Raw genomic sequence first — 22119 nt, forward strand, 5'->3', positions numbered from 1 at the left:
TTCACCTCCTGGCAAATCACCAGCAGCATCGAATCAGACAAGCCAGACCGCGTGAAGCCTCAAACCGACTCTAAGTTCATCGAAGATGCTCTAGATGCGCACTCCTTGCTGGGAGCCGCAGCTTGGCGCGCTCTTCCGCGCCTCTCCGAGGTGGCACGGAATGAAGAACGCCGCGGGGTCAGGGTCGAACGAATTCTGACAAATGAAGCTTAGTTCTTTTGACAAGCAGCACGATTTGCCGCAGATCCCGGCAGCGGCGGCTGACCTGCGCTGTCGTCTGCCTTACGAAGGTGATGCTCCTCGACCATTTCAGTAGTAGTATCCGTTTCGATCAAGGGGCAATTTCGGCCCATTTCCGGTCGTCCCGGATCAGGGCGTTGGCGAGGACGATGAGCTTGCGCATCACCGCCGTGATCGCGACCTTCCAGGGCTTTCCACCCTTGTAGAGCGCGAGGTAGATTTTCCTGAGCGGCGCGTTGTATCGGGTTGCGATGACGGCCGGCATGAACAGCAAGGTGCGCAGCCCGTGGCGACCGCCGAAGATGCGGGCCTTGCCCTTCCAGCTCCCCGACTGCCGGGTGACCGGGGCGAGACCGGCCAGGCTCGCGGCCTCTTTCGGGGTCATCGTGCCGAGCTCGGGCATGTCCACGATCATCGCCGTCGCGGCCACCGGTCCGATGCCGCGTATGGACATCAGGATCTCGTAGCGCCGGGCCAGTTCGGGGTCGGCCTTGATCAGGCGGACCAGCTCGGCGTCGATCTGGTCGATCTGCCTGTCGATTTGCCGTTCCCGTGCCTTGAGCTGGGCGACGACCATCCTGTTGCGCGCCGTGTCCAGTCGGTTCCTGCAGGCGGTGCGATCCTTGATCAGAGCCACGCGTGCGACATGCAGCTCCTTGATTTCATGCATGCTCTTGCTGCGGACGGGCGTCGGTTCGAGCGCCAGCGTCGATCCCATATGCGCGAGCATCTTGGCATCGACGCGGTCGGTCTTGGCGATGTTCCCGGTCGCCTGCGCGTAGCGACGCGCGCGCGAGGGATTGACCTTGACCGGCCCGTGTCCCGCCTTCGACAGCGCCGCCTCGAGGTCGCGATGAAAGCGTCCCGTCGCCTCGTAGATGACACGGACCGGATCGGCCCCGAGCCATTTGCAGAGCGCCTTGAGCCCGTCCGTGTCGTTCGAAAACCGCATGTGCCTGCGGTCGGAAAGGCGCCAGACTTCGAGACTGGCTTTGGAAATGTCCACACCGATGGTATCGTTCATTGCTTTTCGTCTCCTGGCCTTGTCATGCGGGGCAACGGGCAGACCGTTCCCCAGGTATCCGTTCAGGACATGCGAAAAGCGGGGGGTGACCAAACTACTGACCGGCCCTGATGAGACCACCTCCATAACGGCCCGGCCCCCCGCTGCTTCCCGGCATATTTGGGGTGCCGGGAAGCAGCTCCCGTATCGCACGGGAACCGGGGCCTGGATTAAGACAAGAGCCTCGAGGAATGGTGCCCGGTAATGAGCCAGCGTCCCTCGATCTCCTCGAAAGTGAAGAGAAACCTGGCTTCGACCGTCTCCTCGCCTGCCTGGCGCGGAAAGCGGAACGTGTAGAGCCCGCCGATGACCACCGTGCTGAGTTTGTGGCTTGCCCGGGACCTCTGGCGATCGATGTCGCAACGTGGGCTGCCGTTGGAAAGGAAGCTCTCGAAATAGTGCCGACGCTCCTCCTCACGGCCGCGGATCTCGTTGGAAAGCGTCGGCACGAGGATCGCATCCGGCGCATAGAGGGCGAGGACGTCCTCTAGCCTCCCCGACGAGAGCACCTCCGCCCATCGAAACAACGCTTTTCGGGCAGCGGCGAGCGCGGCGGATTCCGGCTCCGTTTCCGGATCGCCTGCCTCTGACGTGGTTCCGTTCGTCGTGAAACTGCGCATGTCCAACCTCGTCTCTCGACCTCGACGCCTTCTGCCGACGGGCAATGCTGCTGACTTCGTTCGGTTCGCCGCCTTGACAGCGGGCGCTGCAGGCCGGTATTAATCATTATGTTATAACATAACGTTGAGAAATGATGCTGCAATCCCGATCCAACGACAAGCGCCTGCCGGTCACCGTGCTGTCGGGCTTTTTGGGCTCCGGCAAGACCACGCTCCTCAACCACGTCCTCAACAACCGCGAGGGACGGCGCGTCGCTGTCATCGTCAACGACATGAGCGAGGTGAACATCGACGCCGACCTCGTGCGCGAGGAGACGGTGCTCAACCGCTCTGAAGAGAAGCTGGTGGAGATGACCAACGGCTGCATCTGCTGCACCTTGCGCGACGACCTTCTCAAGGAAGTGCGGCGGCTCGCCGAGGACGGGCGCTTTGAGTATCTCCTGATCGAGAGCACCGGTGTTTCGGAGCCCTTGCCGGTCGCCGCCACCTTCGAGTTCCGCGACGAGGAGGGCGAGAGCCTTTCCGATATCGCCCGGCTCGATGCCATGGTGACGGTGATCGACACCATGCACCTGTTGCGCGACTACGGCTCGGCCGACTTTCTCGCCGACAGGGGCGAGACGGCCGGCGATGGCGACGAGCGCACGCTCGTCAACCTCCTCGTCGACCAGATCGAATTCGCCGACGTCATCGTCCTCAACAAGTTCTCCGACGCCACGCCCGAGCAGCGCGAGGCCACCCGTGCCATCGTGCATGGGCTCAATCCGGATGCGAAGCTGATCGAGACCGACTGGGGCAGGGTCTCCTCGGAGGATCTCTTCGATACGGGCCTTTTCGATTTCGAGCGCGCCCACCAGCATCCGATGTGGTTCAAGGAGCTCTATGGCTTTGCCGACCATGTGCCGGAAGACGCGGAATACGGCGTGACAAGCTTTGTCTGGCGCGAGCGGCGCCCGCTTCATCCGGAGCGCTTCAACGAATTCCTGCAGACCCCGCTGCCCGGCGTCATCCGCGCCAAGGGACATTTCTGGCTGGCTACGCGTGCGCATATGGTGGGCGAGTTCAGCCTGGCCGGCGCCGCGGCAACGGTGAAGCCGCTCGGATATTGGTGGGCGGTCGTGCCGGAACAGCGTTGGCCCTCGGATGACGAGCTGCGCGAGCGCATCAAGGGGATGTTCGATCCCGTCTATGGCGACCGGCGCCAGGAGATCGTCTTCATCGGCATGCTGGGAGAGATGAGCCGCGAGCGCATCACCGCGATGCTGGAACGCTGCCTCGTCGATCCGCTCGAGGACGATGAGTTCGACCCGCAAGCCTACAAGGGCCTGACGGATCCCTTCCCGGTCTGGGAGCGCTCCAGCGCGGCATGACTCGCGAGCCGCAGCTGGATGCGGGCGCTGGGCTAAAAAAGGGCGGCCCGGCGCCTGGAATGCCGGACCGCTCTCCCCTCGTATGAGTTCACGGACCTAGAGCTTCGTCGGATTGGGGGCGTCGCCGTAGACCTGCTTCGGATCAAAGACCTTCTCCGCCTCGGTGAAGGCCAGCGGAACCGGTCGTTCCAGCGGCTTCGGCGGCACTTTGCGGTAGAAGCAGGAGCGATAACCCACGTGGCAGCTGGCGCCGCCGGTCACCGTCACGCGCAGCCAGATTGCGTCCTGGTCGTCGTCCACCCTGATCTCCACCACCCTCTGGATGAGGCCGCTTGTAGCGCCTTTGTGCCAGAGGCAATTGCGACTCCGGCTCCAGTAATGCGCCTCCGCCGTCTCGATCGTCTTCAGAAGCGCTTCCTCGTTCATGACGCCCATCATCAGGACCTCGCCCGTATCGGCATCGGTGGTGACGACGGGGATCAGCCCGTCCGGCCCGAATTTCGGCGCAAAGGCGCTGCCTTCCTCCACCTGCTCGACGGAGAGACGCTGTGCAAACGGGCTTGGCGCGGCCATCAGCCGAAGCTCTCGCTAGGAACGGCGAGCGAGGTGAGGAACTCGCGGCGCAGCTCGGCGTCCGCCTTGAACGCGCCGATGAAGCGCCGGGTCACCATTGTGACGCCCGGCTTCTTCACGCCGCGCGTCGTCATGCACATATGCGCCGCCTCAATGACGACGGCGACGCCGCGCGGGCGCAGCACCTCATCGATCGTGTCGGCGATCTGCGAGGTCAGCGTCTCCTGGATCTGCAGGCGCTTGGCATAGACCTCGACGAGACGCGCGAGCTTGCTGATGCCGACGACCCGGTTCGCCGGCAGGTAGGCGACATGCGCTCTGCCGATGATCGGCACGATGTGGTGCTCGCAATGCGATTCCAGCCGCATGTTCCTAAGCACGATCATGTCGTCGTAGTCGTTCGTCTCCTCGAAGGTGCGACTGAGCAGCTCGACCGGATCGGTGTCGTAGCCCTCGAAGAACTCCTCGAAGGCGCGCACGACGCGCGCCGGCGTATCGACCAGCCCTTCGCGATCGGGATCGTCTCCCGTCCATTCGATGAGCAGCCGAACGGCCGCTTCCACATCGGCGCGGTCGGGGCGAGCGCGCCGGGACTTCTGCTCTTGCGGGATTGCCGCATGTTTCATTGCCAGGCTCATGTCGATCGGAAACTCCGAAGGTTGGACTTGTTTCCTAGCATGCAACGTTATAACATATCAATAAGTGTTGCTACATGTGGGGGAAGGAGGCGGGCCGGTGGATGCCATGCTTCAGGACAAACTCTCCTGCCGCAGGCCGCAAGCCGTCACGGCAGGCCTGAGGGCAGCCGAAACGTTGTGTCGGCAGCGCCGGCTCCAGATGACGAAGAACCGCTGGATGGTTCTGGAAAGTCTCCTGGAAGCCGATCAGCCGATGCGGGCATATGAACTCCTGCGACAACTGGAAATGAGGCTGGGTCGACGCTTGTCGCCCCCGACGGTGTACCGGGCGCTGGATTTCCTGGTGGAGCAGGGGCTCGTCTCCCGGATCGCGACGAAGAGCGCCTTTGTCCCGTCCACCCACGCCGACAGCGATCTGCCGCGCGTCTTCTTCATCTGCGACAGCTGCGGCCTCTCGGCGGAGCTGGAGAACGCCAAGCTGGAGGCTCTTCTGGAGCGCGACGCGGCCTCTCTCGGCTTCCATATCGGCAGGCGGGTCATCGAGCTCCAGGGCACATGCGCGAGCTGCCTGGAGCTGGAGACGAAGCCCGCCGCCAGCTGACCCCTCCATTCCTCCTGCGACGAGAGTATCCCAGTGAACCCCGCCCCTTCGATCGAAGTCACACCCATCTGCCTGCTGACCGGCTTTCTCGGCAGCGGCAAGACGACGATCCTCAACTACCTGCTTCGCCAGCCGCGCACGGCGCATACGGCCGTGGTCATCAACGAGTTCGGCGAGATCGGCCTCGATCATCAACTCGTCGAATCGAGCACGGAGAAGCTCGTCCTGCTCCAGTCGGGGTGTCTCTGCTGCACCATCCGGGGCGATCTCATGAAGACGCTTCGCGGCATGCTGGAGCAGCGGGAAAGAGGCGAGATCGCATTCGACCGGGTCATCATCGAGACGACGGGCCTCGCAGATCCCGCTCCGATCCTGCAGACGCTGATAACCGACCATGCACTGTTGACTTCGTTCCGACTGGAGAGCGTGATCGCGACGGTCGATGCGGCTGCCGGCCTGGCGACGCTCGACAGCCAGTTCGAGGCAGTCAAGCAGGCCGCGGTCGCCGACCGGCTGCTCGTGACGAAGGTCGATCTCGTCGAGCCTGCCTGCGTGTATGCGCTCGAAAGGCGCCTGAGGGCGCTCAATCCGGGAGCTCCGATCATCCGGGCCTACAACGGAGCGGTCGATCCCGCATCCATCCTCGACGCCGGGCTCTACGATCCGTCGAGCAAGACCCCGCAAGTGCAGGATTGGCTCAGGGCCGAAGCCTATCCTGAGCACGGCCATGACCACCACGATCACCACCACGCTCACGACGGGCACGAACACCACGACCACGTCCACGACCACGGCCACGATCATGATCCGAACCGGCACGACGACCGGATTTCGGCCGTTTCCTACACGGTCGACGAGCCGATCCCCGCATTGACCTTCGATGTCTGGCTGACGGCGCTTCTCTCGCTGCGCGGGCCGGACCTGCTGCGCATGAAGGGCCTCATCCACGTGAAGGGCATGCCGGGGCCGTTCGTCCTTCACGGCGTCCAGCACGTGTTCCATCCACCGATGCTGCTCAAGGACTGGCCCCCCGACGATCGCCGGTCGAAGATCGTTCTCATCGGCCGGGATCTGACGCCCGATTTCCTGCAGGATAGCTTCGGGTTTCTGGCGTCGGGTTCCGTCAAGGAGCGCGCTGGCGCGGACAAGGGCGCTTCAACCCTCTAGGGAAGCGCTCTCCGGGCAAGCTGCCGCCGCCGTTCGAGGCGGCGAACCTTGCTGCTGCCTTTCTGAATGGACCGCCGGATCGCCGGGGCGCGCCCGCTTCTTCGGGCCGGATGCCTCTCTTGCGCGGTCCGCCACAGCTCTCCTCCCTACGGCTTTCGGGCGGCCAGGCCTCGCCTGCGTACGCCGTCGGCGCGTCGTGGTCGCACGCATTTCGGCTCAATATCGCAACCGCATTTCGTAGAATGAAATCCGACTGGACGAATTCCAGCACCCGTTATAACATAACAAAGACTGCCGGCGTCATGAGGGCGAGCCGGGAGGCCGAGCTGAACCTAGAGGCTGGCCGGCCGCAGGCAGCGGCAGGAGCGAAGAAAAAAGGGAGAAGGAAGACGTGGCAAAAACGGCAGTAAAGGTCGGAAAACTGATCGACGGAAACGGGGGGCCAGTCATCGATCGCGGTGTCGTCGTCATTGACGGAAAGCGCATCGCGGCGGTGGGATCTCAATCGGAGGTGACGATACCGCCGGATGCCACGATCATCGACGAGCCGGGCCTCACCGCGATGCCGGGGATGATGGACCTGCACCTGCACATCGCGCAGTTCAACACTCTCACCTTTCGCAACTACCGCGTCGCCCAGTTCGAGGTGAGCCCCGAATTGCAGCAATTGTACGCGTTGTTTCATGCCCAGCTGTGCTTCGAGCGGGGCTTCACGACACTGCGCGACGAAGGCTTGATGTCGACCCGCGGGCTTCTGACCGAGCACACGATCGCGGTGCGCGACGCGATCGCCCTCGGCGTCTTCGCCGGCCCGCGCATCATCGTCTCCGCCTTCACGGTCGGGACGGGATCGCACCTCGACCTGATCCTGCCGCGTGCGATGCTGCGCAATCCTGCCGCCACCGCGGACGGCGTCGACGAGATGCGCAAACTGGCGCGCCAGAACCTCCTCAGGGGCGCGGACTGGCTCAAGACCTGCGCCTCGGGAGGGGGCGGCACCGACAAGGAGAGCCCGCAGGTGCGCAACCACACCCAGGACGAGCTCAATGCCGTCTGCGACGAAGCGCACGCCCAGCACGCTTACTGTTCGATCCACTGTTTCACGCCGCAGTCGCAGGCGATGGCGATCGAGGCGGGTGCCGACACCATCGAGCACATGGTCTTCCACAGCGACGAGATGATCGAGGCGATCGTCAGCCACGGCATCCCCGTCTGCCCGACCCTCCTGCATCGCACCGATCATGCGATCGAGGTCCGCCGGACGATCGGCACGCCTCAGTTCACGCTGGACAAGATGAAGAAGATCCAGCCGTTCACCTTCGAGACGTTCGCGGCGATGCAAAAGGCAGGCGTCAAGATCTTCATGGGGACGGACATGGGCCAGGAGCCCGACATGGGGAGCAACGCCATGGAGCTGGAGATCTATGTGAAGCTCGGCATGACGCCGATGGAAGCGATCCTCACGACCACCCGGAACGCAGCCGAAGCCGTGCATCTGGACGAGGACCTCGGAACGCTTGACGTCGGCAAGTACGCCGACCTTCTTCTCGTCGACGGCAATCCCGCCGAGGACATCACCGTCCTGCAGCCGCGCGAGAACATCAAGGCGGTGATGAAGGAAGGGAAGATCTACGTCGATCGCCGCAAGGGAAGCGAGAAGGACGTCATCGACGTGGAATACGCCTCCTGGGCGCTCGCCGACGGCTGACGCCGGCGCCCTGCGGACTCGCTGCAGAAATGGGGGCGGACGGCGGGGCGCCCGCGAGCGCGGAGCGATCAGCACCGCAAGTGCCCGGGGGAATGCCGTCGAAACGGCCGGATGGCCGGAGGGGCGGGAGGACGCTGGGCAGCGGCTCGTCCCACGCCGGGATCTATCTCGGCGCCGCGCGCAGGGCCGACATCACGGCCGAGAGCGCAAACAGGATCGCGGCCAGGCTGACGATCGTCGGTCCGGTCGGCGTGTTGAACGAATACGCTGCCTGAAGCCCGCCGAGCGCGGATATGCTGCCGATGGCGGCGGCGATGAATGTCATCGCCTCCGGCGTGCGACTGAACGGCCTGGCCGCTGCTGCCGGGATGATCAGCATGGCCGCAATCAGGAGAACGCCGACGACCTTGATTGCGACGGCGATGACGAGGGCGAGGGAGAGGACCAGCACCATCTCCTCGCGTTTCGGATCGAGGCCGGCAGAATATGCCAGGTCGGGATTCAGCGTTGCCGTCAGCAGGGCCGACCATCGCCAGCCGATCAGCCCGAGCACGAGCGCGGCGCCGGCCCATATGACGGCGAGATCGAACGGCCTGACGGCTAGGATATCGCCGAACAGATAGGCCATGAGGTCGATGCGAATGCCGCTCAGGAAGGAAACGCCGACGAGCCCGAAAGCGAGGGCCGAATGCGCCAGGACGCCGAGAAGCGTGTCCATCGCGTAACCACGACCGCTGAGCGTGGAAACGGTGAGTGCCATCGCCACAGAGGCAACGAGGACCCCGGCGAAAATCGAGATCGAGAGACCCAGCGAGATGGCGACGCCGAGGATCGCGGCATGTGCGGTGGCGTCGCCGAAATAGGCCATTCTTCGCCAGACGACGAAGCAGCCGAGAGGTGCGGCCGCAATCGCAACGCCGAGCCCCGCTAGGGCGGCGCGCACCAGGAAATCGTCGAGCATTATTCAGCTGCCTCCGATCGGTCGTCGGCCTCGTTCCGGCCCTGGCTGTGGCTGTGGTGGTGGCGGTAGAGCGCTAGCGCGCCCTGCGTGCCCTCGCCGAAAAGCGCCCGGTATTCCGGCGCCGAAGCCACATGCTCCGGCTCGCCCTCGCAGCAGACATGGCCGTTGAGGCAGACGACGCGATCGCTGGCGCTCATCACGACATGCAGGTCATGGCTGACCATGAGGACGGCACAGCCGAGCCGGCGGCGCACGTCCTCCACCTGCCGGTAGAACTCGGCCGAGCCCGGCTGGTCGAGCCCTTGGGTCGCCTCGTCGAGGATGAGGAGCTCCGGCTTGTCGAGCAGGGCGCGCGCCAGGAGGACACGCTGGAACTGCCCGCCCGAAAGGCGGGTCATCTGGCGCTCGGCGAGTTCGGGAATGCCCGCCACTTCCAAGGCCTCCTTCGCGGCCTTCTCGCCGACCTTGCGAGGCAGGCCCTGGAACCGCTTCACGGTCATCGGCAAGGTGGGATCGATATGGAGCCGCTGCGGCACGTAGCCGATGCGCAGTCCCTCCTTGCGCCGCACCAAACCCGATGTCGGCACAAGCGCGCCGATGATCACCCGAAGTAGGGTCGATTTGCCCGAGCCGTTTGGCCCAACGAGGGTAACGATTTCGCCACGGCGGATCGAGAAACAAACATCCCGCAGGACGAGATTGCCGCCGAGGCGAACATTCAGGCTTTCGGTCTCGACAATTCTCATACGGCCTCGTCGGAGTGAGCCGCACAAGAGCCTCTCCGTTCAAGCCGATGGATGCTGCCCTTCATTTCTGCCTTGCACGGCGCGGCGGGGCCTCGTGCGCGGTGGGCATTCTTTCGCGTGTCCGTCATGGCCGTGGCAAACTCCTCCCCTTGCCGGCGTTGATATGTGATAACATAACGTATAAGACAGCTCCGCATGTTATTCAATAACACGGAGATACCCATGCGGATGAGTTTCCTGGCTGCCGCGGTCTCGGTGGTCGCGCTGAGCAACGCAGCGCTTGCCGACGTACCCTCGGTCGCCGTCGACATCGCGCCCGTCCACTCGCTGGTGGCGAAGGTCATGCAAGGGGTCGGCAAGCCCGACCTGATCGTGCAGCCAGGCGCATCCCCCCACGGCTACTCCCTTCGCCCCGAAGAGGCTGAGGCGCTGGAGCGTGCCGACATCGTCTTCTGGGTCGGGGAGGGGCTGGAGCCATGGCTCGAGCGCTCGATTGAAGCGCTTGCAGGCGATGCCAAATCCGTGGAGCTGCTTGAAACCGAGGGCACCACGGAGCTTGAATTCCGCGAGGGTGCGACGTTCGAAAAGCACAGCCATGATCACGAGGCACATGGCGCGGAAGATCATGAGCATGCAGAGCACGCCGACCATGAGCATGAAGGCGAGGAGCACGCCGACCATGAGCATGAGCATGAAGAGCATGCCGGCCATGAGCATGAAGGCGAGGAACACCACGACGAGACAGCGCATGCCGAGCATGAGCACGAGCATCATGGCCACGACCCGCATGCCTGGCTCGACCCGCAGAACGCCATGGTCTGGCTCGATGTGATCGCCGGCGATCTCTCCGATCTCGACCCGGAGCATGCTGACGCCTATGCGGCGAACGCGGCTGAGGCCAAGAAGGAGCTGGAGGCGCTGATCGGCGAGATCGACGGCGAGCTAGAGAGCTTCCGCGGCACGAGCTTCATCGTCTTCCACGACGCCTACCAGTACTTCGAGAACCGTTTCGGCATCTCGGCAGCCGGCTCGATCCGCCTTGGCGATGCCTCCGATCCGAGCCCGTCGCGCGTTGCGGAGATCCGCGACAAGGTGGCCGAACTGAAGATCGCCTGCGTCTTCACCGAGCCGCAGTTCAACCCGGGGCTGGTGGAGAACGTGTTTCAGGGAACGGACGTCACGATCGGCGTTCTTGACCCGCTCGGCAGCGATCTGACGCCGGGGCCGGACCTCTATCCGCAGCTGATCCACGAGATCGCGGACGGTCTCACCTCCTGCCGCTGACCATGAAGAAGCCTCCTGGCATGGATCCGGTGGGTTTATGTCAGGTGGTGCTTCCTGATTGGCGGGTCTGACAGCCCTTGCTTCCAGAGCTTTCTGCGGAGGGTCCATGAGACCAAGGTCAATCGCCGCCCGAGCGGTTCTGTCTGCAATCCTCGCCGCCGCCATGCTTGCCGGCGCGCAGGCGGCAACGAGCCCATTCGGCGTTGCAACCCCCGACACGTCCGCTGGAACCGTCTGGGTTGGGCCTTTCCAGGACTTCGCCAACTGGGCAATGGCGATGCAGTCGTCCTTCTACAAGCGGCTCACGGCTGCGCTCGGCCAATTCTCAGACAACCGTCATGCAGGCTGGTGGCTCATCGGATTGAGTTTTCTCTACGGCGTTTTCCATGCCGTGGGGCCGGGGCACGGAAAGGCGGTAATCAGCTCCTACCTCGTGGCGACGGGAAAAACCGCGCGGCGAGCCGTGGCGATCTCCTTCGCCGCCGCGCTGACGCAGGCGCTTTCGGCGATCCTCCTCGTCGCGGTCGCGACGGTGCTGTTGCGTGCCACAGCGATGACGATCACGCGTGTCACCGACACGATCGCCCTCGCAAGCTATAGTCTCATCGTGCTGCTCGGCGCCATGCTCCTGTGGCGCAAGGCGCTGGCACCCGCCCTTGCCGCAATCCGCCCCGCCCCGCAGGAGCTCGTTGCGGCTGGTGCGGGCGGCGGACAGATGCACCTTTCGGAGATCGCCGATCACCACCACGGCGATCACCATCATCACCACCACCACGACCACGAGCACTACGGTGCCGCCTCTTCTCTCGGCGATCACCATCGTCACGGCGCGCAATGTGGCTGCCGCCACACCGTCGAGCCCGAGACGCTGAACAAGTCGCTGAGCGCCTCGCATGTGGCGGCGACAATCTTGGCGATCGGCGTCCGGCCTTGCTCGGGCGCATTGATCGTCCTGGTGTTCGCGCTTTCGCAGAAGCTCTTCCTGGTGGGCGCGCTGTCGACGGTCGCGATGGGCATCGGCACCGGGTTGACGGTCTCGGCCCTGGCCGTCTTCGCGACGATGGCGCGGCAGACCGCCCTGCGCGCTGCGGGCACCGGGTCTTTCTGGGCCGCGGGTGCGGTCCGGGCGATGGAGATCGGAGGCGCGCTGACGATCCTCGCTTTCGGAGCCGTCATGCTCGCGGGCGCATTGGCGAACTGAGCATCACCGCGGTTGCCCCATGGATCCAGAAAGCGCTGGGCCTCATTCCCGTCAGCATGCTGGTTTCCGCTTTCGTCCTCAGCCACTCGCCGGCCAACGTTGCCACCGCTGCGAGACCATATCCGTTTCGCCGCAGTGCCGACCTCGACGGCATTTTCGTCCTGCGCAGCAAGGCGATGGCTGCGGCGTTTTCGCATGAAGCGGCGTTTTCAAGGACATAGGCAGAACAGTCCCGAGCCTGTCAAAAAAGGTTCGTGCCGCCAGACGATGATGCCTTCGCCGGTCGTTTCCGTGCCGCGTTCGCAATCACCATGGCTTCACTGCGAAAGTGAAGTCTCGGAGGCCTCTCATGAAGACGAAACTGCCTTTATCACTTCTCGCCGGTACGGCCGTCGCACTCGTTGCGACAAGCGCAATGGCGGGAGAACTGACGTTCACGGGTATCGCAGCCGCCAAGACCGACGCGGAAAAGCGCGAAGCTGTCGCCTCGCCTTCCGTGACAATCGACGGCAACACCCATGAGATCGCTTACCATGTGCTCGCCCGCAGTGGCGACGAGATCGGCAACAACACTTTCGGCCTGCTTGTCGACGAGAACGGCGAACCGGTGAAGAACGAGGACGGCTCGACCCACATCTCCGTCGACGCCGACTTCTCCTCGCTGCTGACGGTTGGCGACAAGCTGTTCAACATCACCCACTTCGAATCCCGCCCGGGTGCCATGTACCTGTCGGAACTGAAGCAGGATGATGCCGGCAACCTGACGCCGGTCTCCACCGAGGCGATCGATTTCTCAAGCTTTGGCGGCCTGTGGGTACCGTGCGCCGGTTCCTTCACGCCCTGGGAGACGCATCTCGGCTCGGAGGAATATCCGCCCGACGCCCGCGCCGTCGAGGAAGCGACCTCGATGGACGACATCGACGACTACTACAAGCCGATGATCCGCTATGTCGGCCTCGACCCGGCAAGCGCCTCCATTGAGGAGTTCAAGAAGGGCTTCGATCCCTACAAGTACGGTTATCCGACCGAGATCACCGTCAAGGAAGACGGCAGCTACACGGTCGACAAGCACTATGCGATGGGCCGCGTGGCGGTCGAACTCGCCAAGGTGATGCCGGACGAGAAGACCGTCTACATCTCCGACGACGGCACCAATGTCGGCCTCTTCATGTTCGTCGCCGACGAGGCGGGTAAGCTCGATGCCGGCACGCTCTATGCCGCCAAGTGGAACCAGACCTCGGGCGAAGGCGCCGGCAAGGCCGACCTTTCCTGGGTCGATCTCGGCCATTCCGACACGGCGGCCGTGGCGAAGGCGCTTGCCGACGGCGTCACCTTCTCCGACCTCTTCGAGGTGGCCGACATCGCCGACGACGGCAGCTGCGCCGAGGGCTTCTCGCCCTCCAATGCGGAAGGCCGCGCCGAGTGCCTGAAGGTGAAGGATGGCATGGAGGAGATCGCCTCGCGGCTGGAGACGCGCCGCTACGCCTCCATGAAGGGCGCCACCACCGAATTCCGCAAGGAAGAAGGCATCGCCCTCGATCCGGCGACGAAGACGCTCTACGTCGCCATGTCGGAGATCGGCAACGGCATGGAAGACGCCGCCAAGGGCGGCAAGCCGACCGACAAGTACGAGAAGGGCAGCAGCAACGACATCAGGCTGACGGCCAACGGTTGCGGCGCCGTCTATTCGCTGCCGCTCGGCTCCGACGACAAGATCGGCTCCGACTGGGTGGCGAGCGAGATGAACGGCCTCGTCGCCGGCACGCCGCACAAGTACGCCGAGGGCGATGAATTCGCCGGCAACACCTGCGACATGGACGGCCTCGCCAACCCGGACAACCTCACCTTCATGGACGGCTTCGGCACGCTCATCATCGGCGAAGATACGGGCTCGGGCCACCAGAACGATGTCATCTGGGCCTACAAGCTCTCCGACGGCTCGCTGACGCGGATCTTCTCCACGCCCTACGGCTCGGAGACGACCTCGCCGTACTTCTATCCGAATGTCGGCGGCCACGGTTACATCATGGCGGTGGTGCAGCACCCTTATGGGGAATCCGACGAGGACAAGCTCGCCGATCCCGCCGATGCCCGCGCCTATGTCGGCTATATCGGCCCGTTCCCGGCGCTGACGAACTGACCCTGGTGCGCGGCCGCCGGTGACGACCTGGCGGCCGCCTCTCCGCAGCAAGGCTCGGCAGGCGTTCCTGCCGGGCCGATTCTACCGCGGCTGCGCCGTCCGTGCCGGTGCCTCTCTCAAGGAATCGATGATGTCCCCTCGCTTCGTCAGCTCGCTCATTCTCGCGTTGACCGCCGCCGGCCTGGCCGGCCCGGCCTTTGGCGACAGCAGCCTCGGCGGCTTCCTCCACAACCGGACCGCCTATATCCCCCCGCAATGCTACACCAGGACGCTCGACGACGCCGGGCGGGCGCACAATCCGTGCTTCACCTGCCATCTGCGGGCTCGCCGGCCGAACTTCATCAACGATCCGGACCTGCAGCTCTCCTACGCCTTTCCCGGTCCGGCGCTTTCAAACCCGTGGTCGAACCTCTTTGAGGACCGGCGCAGGCGTGTCGCCGCCATCGGCGACGAGGAGATCCTCTCCTATATCCGCACCAGCAACTACCAGGCGCCCGACGGTTCGCTGATCCTCGCCGACCGGCTCGCCGACGTGCCGCCGGGATGGGATGTCGACGGCGACGGCACATGGGGCGGCTACACGCCGGACTGCCATTTCCGCTTCGACGACGCGGGCTTCGACATTGCTGCGGATGGCACGCCGACCGGCTGGCGGGCCTTCGCCTATACGCCTCTGCCCGGCAGCTTCTCGCCGGCTTCAGGCTCCACCGACGACGTGCTGATCCGGCTGCCGGAGGCCTATCGCCAGAACGCAAGCGGTGAGCCGGATCAGGCGATCTACGAGATCAACCTTGCCGTCGTGGAAGCGCTGATCGCCCGCCGCGACGTTGGGATCGCGCCCGCCGACGAGGAGGGGCTCGGCGTCGATCTCGACCGCGACGGCAGCCTCGGCACGGCCGAGAAGGTCGTCTTCGACTGGGCGCCGCTGAAGGGGCGCGACATGTCCTATGTCGGTCGCGCCAAGAAGCTGCAGGAGGAGGGCAAGGCGCCGCTCGCCGCCGGTCTCTTCCCGCTCGGTACGGAGTTCCTGCACACGGTGCGCTACGTCGATGTCGACGATGCCGGCGAGGTGAGGATGGCGGCGCGCCTGAAGGAGCTGCGCTACATGCGCAAGACCGCCTGGCAGACCTATGCCGACCTTGAAGACGGGGCGCTGGAGGAGATCAAGGAGGACCACGATTTCCCCGATCGCGTCAGCCTCTTCGACGGCAACCGGGAAGTCGGCATCGCCAACGGCACCGGGTGGCGCCTGCAGGGCTTCATCGAGGATCGCGACGGGACGCTGAGGCCGCAGAGTTTCGAGGAGACGGTGTTCTGCATCGGCTGCCACGGCGGTATCGGCGTCAACGACGATTCCACGCTCGCCTTCGCGCGCAAGCTGGAGAAGCCCTTCGGCGGCTGGTTCCACTGGAGCCGGCACGGGCTGAGGGGCATCCCCGATCCGAAGCGGCCGGACGGCTCCAGCGAATATGCCCGCTACCTTGCCGAGAACGGGGCGGGCGATGAGTTCCGCGACAATGCCGAGATCATCCAGGCCTTCATCGGCGAGGACGGCGAGCCGGACGAGGCGGCGCTCGCGGCCATGACCGAGGATCTCGCCACCATCCTCTATCCCTCGCGCGCCCGCGCTCTGGCCCTCAATAAGGCCTATCGCACCATCGTCATGGACCAGGATTTCGTCAAAGGCCGCGACGCCAATCTCGCCCCGGCCGTGAATGTCCATCGCGAGGTGGAGATCGACGAGGAGACGGGCATCAGGGAGCCGGTTGCGCGCTGGTAACCCCGCTCTCCGGAGCGGCCGGGCTCGTCGACGCCTCAACTGACTGCCTAGCCCGGATGAAACCGTGAAAGCCGCGCAGGCGTAGTTGGCTGAGGAAGGCGGCCGTCGCGACGAGCGCGTGCAGCCGGGCCGCGCAGGTCCATTCACGCACTGTCTTTCGGCTCTATTTCGAGGAGGCGGCCGCGGCTGGCCAATGCGTGTCTCTCGCGATGCGCGACTCCACGGCAGGCGATGGAGGCTCGGCTTGTGCTGCCCCTGCAGCGCGCTCAATGTGCTTCCTGCTTCCCGGCGTTTGGGCCGTCGTAGCAGCGGCAACTCGCCAACGACGCGGGTATGTCGCAGCGACCTCCCTCGCCCGGCCATGTCCCCTCGGAGGCCATGGCCAAGTTCCCCGGGCGACCGACTGGGGCGCGAAGCAGCCATTCCCTCGCTGCTCCGACCGCGCGCTTCGGTCGCATCGCGAAGCCCGCTGAGATCAGCCGCCGGAAACCTTTTTTCGCTTCAGTTCGGGAGAACCGAACGGGGGCGTCATGGCTACGAAAAAGCCGGCAGGAACGCGGAAGTCGGGACCTGCAAGTTCCAGGGCAGCAGAGGCTGAGGCCGGCGATATCTGGGCGCTGCGCCCGCAGCACCTGAAAACCGCGATCGAGGCCGTCAGCGCGTCGGCGGCCGATGAGGGGAAGACCCGGTCAGATGTCGCGCTGAGCCTGAATCTGAGCAAGGGCCGCATCACCGAACACATCCAAAGTGTTGAGCGACAGGCCGGCGTGAAGCTCTATGCCGGGCGATCCAACAAGCTGACGCCGGAGGGGCGGGCCCTGGCGCGGTGGGGCGCACATTTCCTCGAGGAGTACGATGCCTTCTTCAAAGTCATCCGCCGGGACCGGTGAGATGGCTCGGATGGAAAGAGGCGCCCAAGTCGCCACGGCAGAACCTTCCGGGAAGACGCGCGCGGCCGGATTGCCATCGACTGACGGGCCGAGGCCGGAAACGCCCCTGCGGCTGCCCTACACGCACTATCACAGCAAATACTTCGCAGGAGCTCGCTGTCGGAGATGTCGCCGCTGGCGGCGCCCTCGCGCTGCAGCTTCTCCTTGCGGAACTGCTCGATCTCCGCGGCTGCGGCATCGCGGAAATTCTCGTCGAGCGCCTCGCCCGATTCAAGCTGGCTCGAATCGATGAGGAGCGTGTTCATCCGCTCCAGGCGGTTGCCGTTTTCATCATAGTTGCGGAGGAGCGCCAGATGCCCCTGGTGGATGTTCTGGTTCTCGCCTTCCACCTCCCGGTCCCAGCCGGAGATCCATTCGTAGACGAGCTTGGAGGAGGCGGTGTTGTTGCACACGACGATGAAGACCGGCGGCACGCCGATGCCAGCCCGCTTCCAGGTCTCGAACTCCTTCTCGTAATGACCGTAGAGGGCGTAGAGCGCCGTCTCCAGCTGCGGCGGGATTTTCTGCGGGTCGAGATCGCCGGATTTCGCCGCGCCCTTCTTCGGCATCTTCTTGCCGATATGGTCCCACAGGTTGCGGTAGACGGGCATGTCGGCGTTCACCGCATTGTCGGAGACGGGGACCCGCGGCAGTTTGACGATGCCGCATTCGATCGCGTCGACGAGGGAGAAGTCTGAGACGACCCAGGGAAAGAGGGTCCCCTCCTCGTAGCCGGAGCCGCGCAGGAAGAACGGTGTCGCCGAAAGGTCGTAGACATCGCGCACGCCGACCTTTCGCTTCAGCGCTTCCAGTCCCGATATCCAAAGCCGTGCGGCCTCGTTGTTCTCCTTCGCCTCCTGTTTCTCCTCCCCCCTCAGCCCCGCGTCTGCGTCGGTTTCCGGCCGCTCGCGGTAGCAATGGTGGGCTTCGTCGTTGATGACGATGACGTTCTTCAAGGACAGGAGATCGCCGCAGGCGCGGGCGAGCATCTCGCCCTCCGTCTCCCGCGTGATCAACGGCGCCTCGCGCCACCCGCTGAGGAGGCTGCGGCCGACCTTGTTCGTCTCCAGACGTTCCCTCTGCTGAAAGGCATGATAGTTCGTAATGACGATCTTCGCCTTGCGAAGCTCGGTCATCATCTCAGGCGGAACGAGCTCCCTTGTCTGGTAGTAGTTGTCGGGATCGGAAGGCAGAAGGACCCGCAGCCGGTCCCGGATGGTGATGCCGGGCGCAACGATCAGGAAGCCGCGCGAGAAGCGCGAGGAGTTCGGCTGGCGCGCGGCGTTTACCGCTTGCCATGCGATGAGCATCGCCATGACGGTCGTCTTGCCTGCGCCGGTGGCGAGCTTCAGGGCGACGCGGGTGAGCTCCGGATTCGCCTCCTCGTTCGATTCCTTCAAATGCCGGAAGATATGGGCGTGCTGCCCCCGGGGGTTCGCCACCTCTGCAAGCCAGATCGCGGTTTCGACGGCTTCGATCTGACAGAAGAACGGGCGCGCGCCCGCGAATTCATGATGCCGCCAGTGCTGCAGGAGCCGCTGCGTCGCGGCGGTCACGCCCCAGTCCGCGGGATTTGACAGCCTGCGCCAGCTCTCAAGGTGCCCGCGTATCTCGTTGATGATCGGGGAGGGGTTGTATTCCTGGTCCGTCTCCTGATCCGCGCCGAAGCGCAGCTCGTCCTGTCCTGAGACCGTCGCCCGTTTCCGCCGGGCCTTCGGCACGGGGGTGACGTACTGCGAACGACGGCGGCCAAGGAGTGGCATTTGTTCAAGAGGTTGACCGTCTTCACTGAGGGCATGGTGGCGTGTGGGCGGAGCGTAGGGCGAGTTCAGAATCGGCCGTTCATAGAAAGGCTTCGTCACGTTTCCCTCTCTCGATCACAAATGCCGGTGGAGATGGCTCCCCCCGAAGCCCACAGGGCGCTGCTTCAAAGATGTAAATCTGAAGGACTGTGCGACATCAGTTTTCGAGGGGCAAGCGAAGCGCTTGGTGGAAGTCGATTACCAGCATTTTTCGGAGGAATTGTCGCAGCTGGCATTGGGAGCGATCTGCGCGCCCATGGACGCGGAAGAGGCGTGCAACCTCCGGTCAGACGGACGCAACGCCGTTTGCCGTTGAATCAAAGATCTTGGTAACGCCGTTTCGGGTAGTAATGGGGGGAATCATGGCAGTTCGTCGTCGGGAATCCCGTGCCTGACCCGCCGAAGATGGGGTTTGGCGCGGAAGTCCCAGCCATCCTTGTAGCGCTCCACGATATCGTCGAAACGTCGCCTTGCACCTTCCTCGGAGAAGTCCTGCTCCACCAGGCGTTCGATGACCATTTTGCGCAGGCCGGTCAGCTGCTTCTCCTTGCCGGGCTCGAGGGCGCCGGTGATCGCCCAGTGCAGAACAATGCGGGCGACGTCGTCCCGCGAGGGGATCCGCTCCGCCTTCTGCCGGGCGCGGTAGGCCCGCTGCTTTTCCTTCTCATCCGGGCGGCGTGGCTTCGGCTTTCTCATGACCTCAGCTTACGCAGCCGGGCTGTCCAGCGTGACGCGAGACGATGACGCGGTGCCGCCCGACGCCATCCTCTTTCTGGGTCCGCCTGCTGGCGGCGCCAGTCCTATCGCCATGTCAGGAATGAGCCGCCATCGCACCGCAACGTGCTGCCAACGTGCCCGTAATTTATGGTGAGTTGCTGCACGAAGTGAATCGGAAATCTCGGCTTTCGGAACAAAGATCCAGAGCGTCGAATCCTCCGCGTAGAGTAGCGTAACGAATGTCTTGGCTTTCGAAACACATGCGCAGAGGTCTGAATCTCTTGTCTCGGGGCCGTGTCACAAAAATCCGCAAATCATGATGATGTGCAGGCACGTTATTGGCGGCCGGGCTGCTTCCGGCCCCCGGCAGAACAGCGAAAGGGTGAGTTCGACTTTTCCGAACGGTGCGAACACGCCAGCTGGAAAGAAGCCGACACAGACGCTGTTCGGCTGATACGGCATCGATGCCACGGCATGGCGCCCGCTCACTGCACCTCTTCCTCGGCCTTCCATCTGTCGCGCGCTAGCAGCAGGCGTTCCACCAGCCGCCGGAGGATGCGGACGGAGCCGCCGGGCCATGCGGCGCGGAGCGCTTCGAGTTCCTCACCATCCAGCGGGATCGCCCAGCGCGGGTCCAGACCGCGCTCGACGATGATCTCCGCCATCAGCCGGGCGGCGAGGGGAATAAGGTGCTCCGGTCCCGGCTCCGGGAAACGGAACACCCGGAAGCGGTCGCGTAAAGGAGGCGGCAGGCTTTGGAGTTCATTCGCCGTGGCGATCCAGACCACATGCGAGAGGTCTACAGGCGCCTGGATGTATGGGTCATGCCAGTGTGCCGCCGACAGCGGCTCCAGCATCGGCAGCAAGGCGTCGAGGGCGTTGCCGTTGTGGCGGCTCGTCCCGACCTTTTCGATTTCGTCGAGGATGATGCCGGGCGATGCGTGCCGGAAACGACGGATGAGGCTCACCGGGAGAGAAGGCTCGGCCGACATCCATCTCCTCGCCGTTCCGCCGAGCGCGGCATCAGCAACCCCGCCGCAGGAGTAGGTCTCGTGCGGAAGATTGAGCGCATCGCAAAGCCGCTCTGCAAAGCGGGTCTTGCCTGCGCCGGGTTCGCCGACGAGAAGGATCGGCCGGAGCCTGACGATGTCCAGCGGCACCAGCTCGGAGAGGATCGCGGAAATAATATCCGCCGCATGTGGAAACTCATCGACGAGAGCTTTGGTCACGACCGCGAGGTCGGGCCGCCGGGCTAGCCGCAGACGCTTGTTGAGGAGTTTTGAGAACTCTCTCGCCACGCGCTGCGATGTCTCGATATTGCCGACGGCGCGGAAGACGATGACGCCCGGCTCTCCCGGTCGGAGGTCGCCAGCTCCGGCGTTGCCGGTGCCGGGTGGCGATGAAATGCCGACCCTGTCCGGTTCGTAGAGCCGCTTGAAATAGGCCTCCACACGCCGGTAGAGGCGCCGTTCCCGCTCGTTGAGAATTCGCTCCAAAAGATCGAGGCCGAGATCTGTAGCGTCATTCCGGAAACTCGATCGCGGACGGTAAGGCTGCCGGGCGAGCCGGTCCGCGGCCATCGGCTCGTAACGCCCGGCATGAAGCAGCCAGCCGACCGCGGCAATCGCGTAGTCGAGCGCCTGATCCTGCGGCGTTTTTCGGTCGTGCGCGCGCGAGATCGCCTCTCCGGCAATCCGCCACGGCGTGTGCCGGTCGCCAACACAGGCGCGATAGTAGTCGAGCCGCATTGCGGCCTCTGATGCGTTGATACGTTTCAGCTTCCCGGCATGCCGGAAGGCCTCCGAGGCTTCTTTCAGATCGTCAAGGCTAGCGGAAACGGTGAGGAGCGTCAGATGGTGGCGCAGCGCCTGGTGGTTCCCGCGGTCGTCTTCCGGGATGAGCTGGTAGACGCGCTCCGCCCAGGTCTGAACGTCCGCTGCAAGATCGTTGCCAAAGAATGGCATTCCCAAGAGCAATTCGGCGAGATCCGGAAGATGCCGCCGCTCCTTGGCCGCTTTCTCGCGCCGGAACCACCTTCGCTCTCGCCGCTCCCGGCCGTCAGGATCCGGGTCGGGCCAAACCGGGGAAGGCGGGTCGCCGTCGTCGTCAGCAGGACCGGGACGCCTCACAAATTCGGAAAGCGCGCTTTTCTTCCCTTTCTTGTCGTCGTTCATGAGACGACCTCCGTCTCGTCGGCGGGCAGGCCCAGGCGGTAGTAGCGGGAGAGCGTCCTGACGAAGCCATGCCCGGGCGCGGCGACCCAGACGGTTGAAGTCAGGACTTCGCGCGTGCCGAGAAGTGGATGACCAAAGACATGGCCAACGAGCGCCGTGCCGGGGACGGTGACGAACGACCACCGATCGATGAGTGGCGCGTTAATGAGGTCCTGCGGCGTCGGAATCCGGCCTGCATGCAGGGCACGGAGGTCTGCAACGAGACCCTCGGCGCGTTCCAGATCGCGGCCAAGCGGCGTGGTGAAGCCCTGCGGTTCGAGGATATGCATGGCAATCTCTTTCTGAAGGGGAGACGAGTTGGTTCTCCCGGACCGGCACAGCCGGTCCGGCTTTGTTCTTCTCTTC

The 22119-nt window shown here is 64.3% G+C and carries 19 protein-coding genes and 1 pseudogene; 9 read left to right on the forward strand and 11 right to left on the reverse strand.

Translation table 11 applies throughout. The features are described from left to right. Positions 1 to 213 (forward strand): hypothetical protein (locus Q331_RS24060; RefSeq protein WP_210164965.1); only part of this gene is annotated, 213 nt, incomplete at its 5' end. A gap of 118 nt (positions 214 to 331) precedes the next feature. Here Q331_RS24060 and Q331_RS0114230 read toward each other — a convergent pair. Beyond that, positions 332 to 1264 carry an IS110 family RNA-guided transposase gene (locus Q331_RS0114230; protein ID WP_026381236.1) on the reverse strand — a complete coding sequence of 311 codons (933 nt, stop codon included), beginning with the start codon at positions 1262 to 1264 and terminating at the stop codon, positions 332 to 334. Between the two features lie 209 nt (positions 1265 to 1473). Then, the gene (locus Q331_RS21765; RefSeq protein ID WP_034492338.1) at positions 1474 to 1923 is read right to left on the reverse strand and encodes a nuclear transport factor 2 family protein; all 450 of its coding nucleotides are present in this window, start codon (positions 1921 to 1923) and stop codon (positions 1474 to 1476) included. A gap of 134 nt (positions 1924 to 2057) precedes the next feature. Here Q331_RS21765 and Q331_RS0114240 point away from each other — a divergent pair, with 134 nt between their 5' ends. Further along, the gene (locus Q331_RS0114240; protein ID WP_026381237.1) at positions 2058 to 3293 is read left to right on the forward strand and encodes a GTP-binding protein; all 1236 of its coding nucleotides are present in this window, start codon (positions 2058 to 2060) and stop codon (positions 3291 to 3293) included. A gap of 96 nt (positions 3294 to 3389) precedes the next feature. Here Q331_RS0114240 and hisI read toward each other — a convergent pair whose 3' ends face one another. Together hisI and folE are read right to left on the reverse strand one after the other, a co-directional pair. Next, on the reverse strand, positions 3390 to 3866 hold the full coding sequence (gene hisI / locus Q331_RS0114245) for a phosphoribosyl-AMP cyclohydrolase (RefSeq protein ID WP_026381238.1): 477 nt from the start codon (positions 3864 to 3866) through the stop codon (positions 3390 to 3392). Further along, complete coding sequence (gene folE / locus Q331_RS0114250) at positions 3866 to 4492, reverse strand: GTP cyclohydrolase I FolE (RefSeq protein ID WP_026381239.1); 627 nt, start codon at positions 4490 to 4492, stop codon at positions 3866 to 3868. Before folE ends, hisI begins: the two co-directional genes overlap by 1 nt. A gap of 211 nt (positions 4493 to 4703) precedes the next feature. On the opposite strand from folE, the gene Q331_RS0114255 reads away from it, so the two are divergent. The 3 genes from Q331_RS0114255 (at position 4704) to Q331_RS0114265 (ending at position 7980) form a co-directional block, all read left to right on the forward strand. Beyond that, a complete protein-coding gene (locus tag Q331_RS0114255) occupies positions 4704 to 5105 on the forward strand; it encodes a Fur family transcriptional regulator (RefSeq protein ID WP_281173910.1) in 402 nt (133 codons plus the stop codon). Positions 5106 to 5138: 33 nt separating this feature from the next. Beyond that, on the forward strand, positions 5139 to 6272 hold the full coding sequence (locus tag Q331_RS21770) for a CobW family GTP-binding protein (protein WP_210164966.1): 1134 nt from the start codon (positions 5139 to 5141) through the stop codon (positions 6270 to 6272). Between the two features lie 391 nt (positions 6273 to 6663). Next, positions 6664 to 7980, forward strand: coding sequence for an amidohydrolase family protein (locus Q331_RS0114265; protein WP_034492340.1), 1317 nt, complete (start codon positions 6664 to 6666; stop codon positions 7978 to 7980). 163 nt (positions 7981 to 8143) lie between these two features. Here the strand turns inward: Q331_RS0114265 and Q331_RS0114270 are convergent, their stop codons facing one another. Continuing rightward, positions 8144 to 8941: a metal ABC transporter permease gene (locus Q331_RS0114270; RefSeq protein WP_026381242.1), complete on the reverse strand. Its 798-nt coding sequence runs from the start codon at positions 8939 to 8941 to the stop codon at positions 8144 to 8146. Next, entirely contained in the window at positions 8941 to 9687 is a 747-nt protein-coding gene (locus Q331_RS0114275; RefSeq protein ID WP_026381243.1) for an ATP-binding cassette domain-containing protein, read from the reverse strand. The genes Q331_RS0114270 and Q331_RS0114275 overlap by 1 nt, the downstream gene beginning before the upstream one ends. A 222-nt stretch (positions 9688 to 9909) precedes the next feature. Here Q331_RS0114275 and Q331_RS0114280 point away from each other — a divergent pair, with 222 nt between their 5' ends. From Q331_RS0114280 to Q331_RS0114295, 4 genes are all read left to right on the forward strand, one after another. Beyond that, positions 9910 to 10971 carry a zinc ABC transporter substrate-binding protein gene (locus Q331_RS0114280; protein ID WP_026381244.1) on the forward strand — a complete coding sequence of 354 codons (1062 nt, stop codon included), beginning with the start codon at positions 9910 to 9912 and terminating at the stop codon, positions 10969 to 10971. Between the two features lie 277 nt (positions 10972 to 11248). Then, positions 11249 to 12172, forward strand: coding sequence for a nickel/cobalt transporter (locus Q331_RS0114285; RefSeq protein ID WP_169738516.1), 924 nt, complete (start codon positions 11249 to 11251; stop codon positions 12170 to 12172). Positions 12173 to 12521: 349 nt separating this feature from the next. Beyond that, a complete protein-coding gene (locus Q331_RS0114290) occupies positions 12522 to 14312 on the forward strand; it encodes a PhoX family protein (protein ID WP_026381246.1) in 1791 nt (596 codons plus the stop codon). 130 nt (positions 14313 to 14442) lie between these two features. After that, positions 14443 to 16092 (forward strand): hypothetical protein, encoded by a 1650-nt coding sequence (locus Q331_RS0114295; protein ID WP_034492362.1) that lies wholly within the window; start codon positions 14443 to 14445, stop codon positions 16090 to 16092. 1027 nt (positions 16093 to 17119) lie between these two features. On the opposite strand, the pseudogene Q331_RS21775 reads toward Q331_RS0114295, so the two are convergent. From Q331_RS21775 to Q331_RS21790, 5 genes and pseudogenes are all read right to left on the reverse strand, one after another. Continuing rightward, positions 17120 to 18883 (reverse strand): annotated as a pseudogene (locus Q331_RS21775) (DEAD/DEAH box helicase family protein); the annotation flags it as partial. A gap of 300 nt (positions 18884 to 19183) precedes the next feature. Beyond that, positions 19184 to 19519 carry a hypothetical protein gene (locus Q331_RS21780; protein ID WP_051631184.1) on the reverse strand — a complete coding sequence of 112 codons (336 nt, stop codon included), beginning with the start codon at positions 19517 to 19519 and terminating at the stop codon, positions 19184 to 19186. A 318-nt stretch (positions 19520 to 19837) separates the two neighbouring features. Beyond that, the gene (locus Q331_RS23755; protein ID WP_156953365.1) at positions 19838 to 20029 is read right to left on the reverse strand and encodes a hypothetical protein; all 192 of its coding nucleotides are present in this window, start codon (positions 20027 to 20029) and stop codon (positions 19838 to 19840) included. Then, positions 20026 to 21714 carry an AAA family ATPase gene (locus Q331_RS23130; RefSeq protein ID WP_051631185.1) on the reverse strand — a complete coding sequence of 563 codons (1689 nt, stop codon included), beginning with the start codon at positions 21712 to 21714 and terminating at the stop codon, positions 20026 to 20028. Before Q331_RS23130 ends, Q331_RS23755 begins: the two co-directional genes overlap by 4 nt. After that, a complete protein-coding gene (locus Q331_RS21790) occupies positions 21711 to 22043 on the reverse strand; it encodes a DUF6634 family protein (protein ID WP_051631186.1) in 333 nt (110 codons plus the stop codon). Before Q331_RS21790 ends, Q331_RS23130 begins: the two co-directional genes overlap by 4 nt. Between the last annotated feature and the right edge of the window lie 76 nt (positions 22044 to 22119).

It is taken from the genome of Afifella pfennigii DSM 17143, assembly GCF_000688515.1.
Lineage (GTDB): Bacteria > Pseudomonadota > Alphaproteobacteria > Rhizobiales > Afifellaceae > Afifella > Afifella pfennigii.

Excerpts from the sequence above, each read along its gene's own strand:
- Q331_RS0114230 (WP_026381236.1), bottom strand. The coding sequence starts at position 1,264 with ATGAACGATACCATCGGTGTGGACATTTCCAAAGCCAGTCTCGAAGTC.
- Q331_RS21765 (WP_034492338.1), bottom strand. The coding sequence starts at position 1,923 with ATGCGCAGTTTCACGACGAACGGAACCACGTCAGAGGCAGGCGATCCG.
- Q331_RS0114240 (WP_026381237.1), top strand. The coding sequence starts at position 2,058 with ATGCTGCAATCCCGATCCAACGACAAGCGCCTGCCGGTCACCGTGCTG.
- hisI (WP_026381238.1), bottom strand. The coding sequence starts at position 3,866 with ATGGCCGCGCCAAGCCCGTTTGCACAGCGTCTCTCCGTCGAGCAGGTG.
- folE (WP_026381239.1), bottom strand. The coding sequence starts at position 4,492 with ATGAAACATGCGGCAATCCCGCAAGAGCAGAAGTCCCGGCGCGCTCGC.
- Q331_RS0114255 (WP_281173910.1), top strand. The coding sequence starts at position 4,704 with ATGACGAAGAACCGCTGGATGGTTCTGGAAAGTCTCCTGGAAGCCGAT.
- Q331_RS0114270 (WP_026381242.1), bottom strand. The coding sequence starts at position 8,941 with ATGCTCGACGATTTCCTGGTGCGCGCCGCCCTAGCGGGGCTCGGCGTT.
- Q331_RS0114275 (WP_026381243.1), bottom strand. The coding sequence starts at position 9,687 with ATGAGAATTGTCGAGACCGAAAGCCTGAATGTTCGCCTCGGCGGCAAT.
- Q331_RS0114280 (WP_026381244.1), top strand. The coding sequence starts at position 9,910 with ATGCGGATGAGTTTCCTGGCTGCCGCGGTCTCGGTGGTCGCGCTGAGC.
- Q331_RS0114285 (WP_169738516.1), top strand. The coding sequence starts at position 11,249 with ATGCAGTCGTCCTTCTACAAGCGGCTCACGGCTGCGCTCGGCCAATTC.
- Q331_RS0114290 (WP_026381246.1), top strand. The coding sequence starts at position 12,522 with ATGAAGACGAAACTGCCTTTATCACTTCTCGCCGGTACGGCCGTCGCA.
- Q331_RS0114295 (WP_034492362.1), top strand. The coding sequence starts at position 14,443 with ATGTCCCCTCGCTTCGTCAGCTCGCTCATTCTCGCGTTGACCGCCGCC.
- Q331_RS21780 (WP_051631184.1), bottom strand. The coding sequence starts at position 19,519 with ATGAGAAAGCCGAAGCCACGCCGCCCGGATGAGAAGGAAAAGCAGCGG.
- Q331_RS23130 (WP_051631185.1), bottom strand. The coding sequence starts at position 21,714 with ATGAACGACGACAAGAAAGGGAAGAAAAGCGCGCTTTCCGAATTTGTG.
- Q331_RS21790 (WP_051631186.1), bottom strand. The coding sequence starts at position 22,043 with ATGCATATCCTCGAACCGCAGGGCTTCACCACGCCGCTTGGCCGCGAT.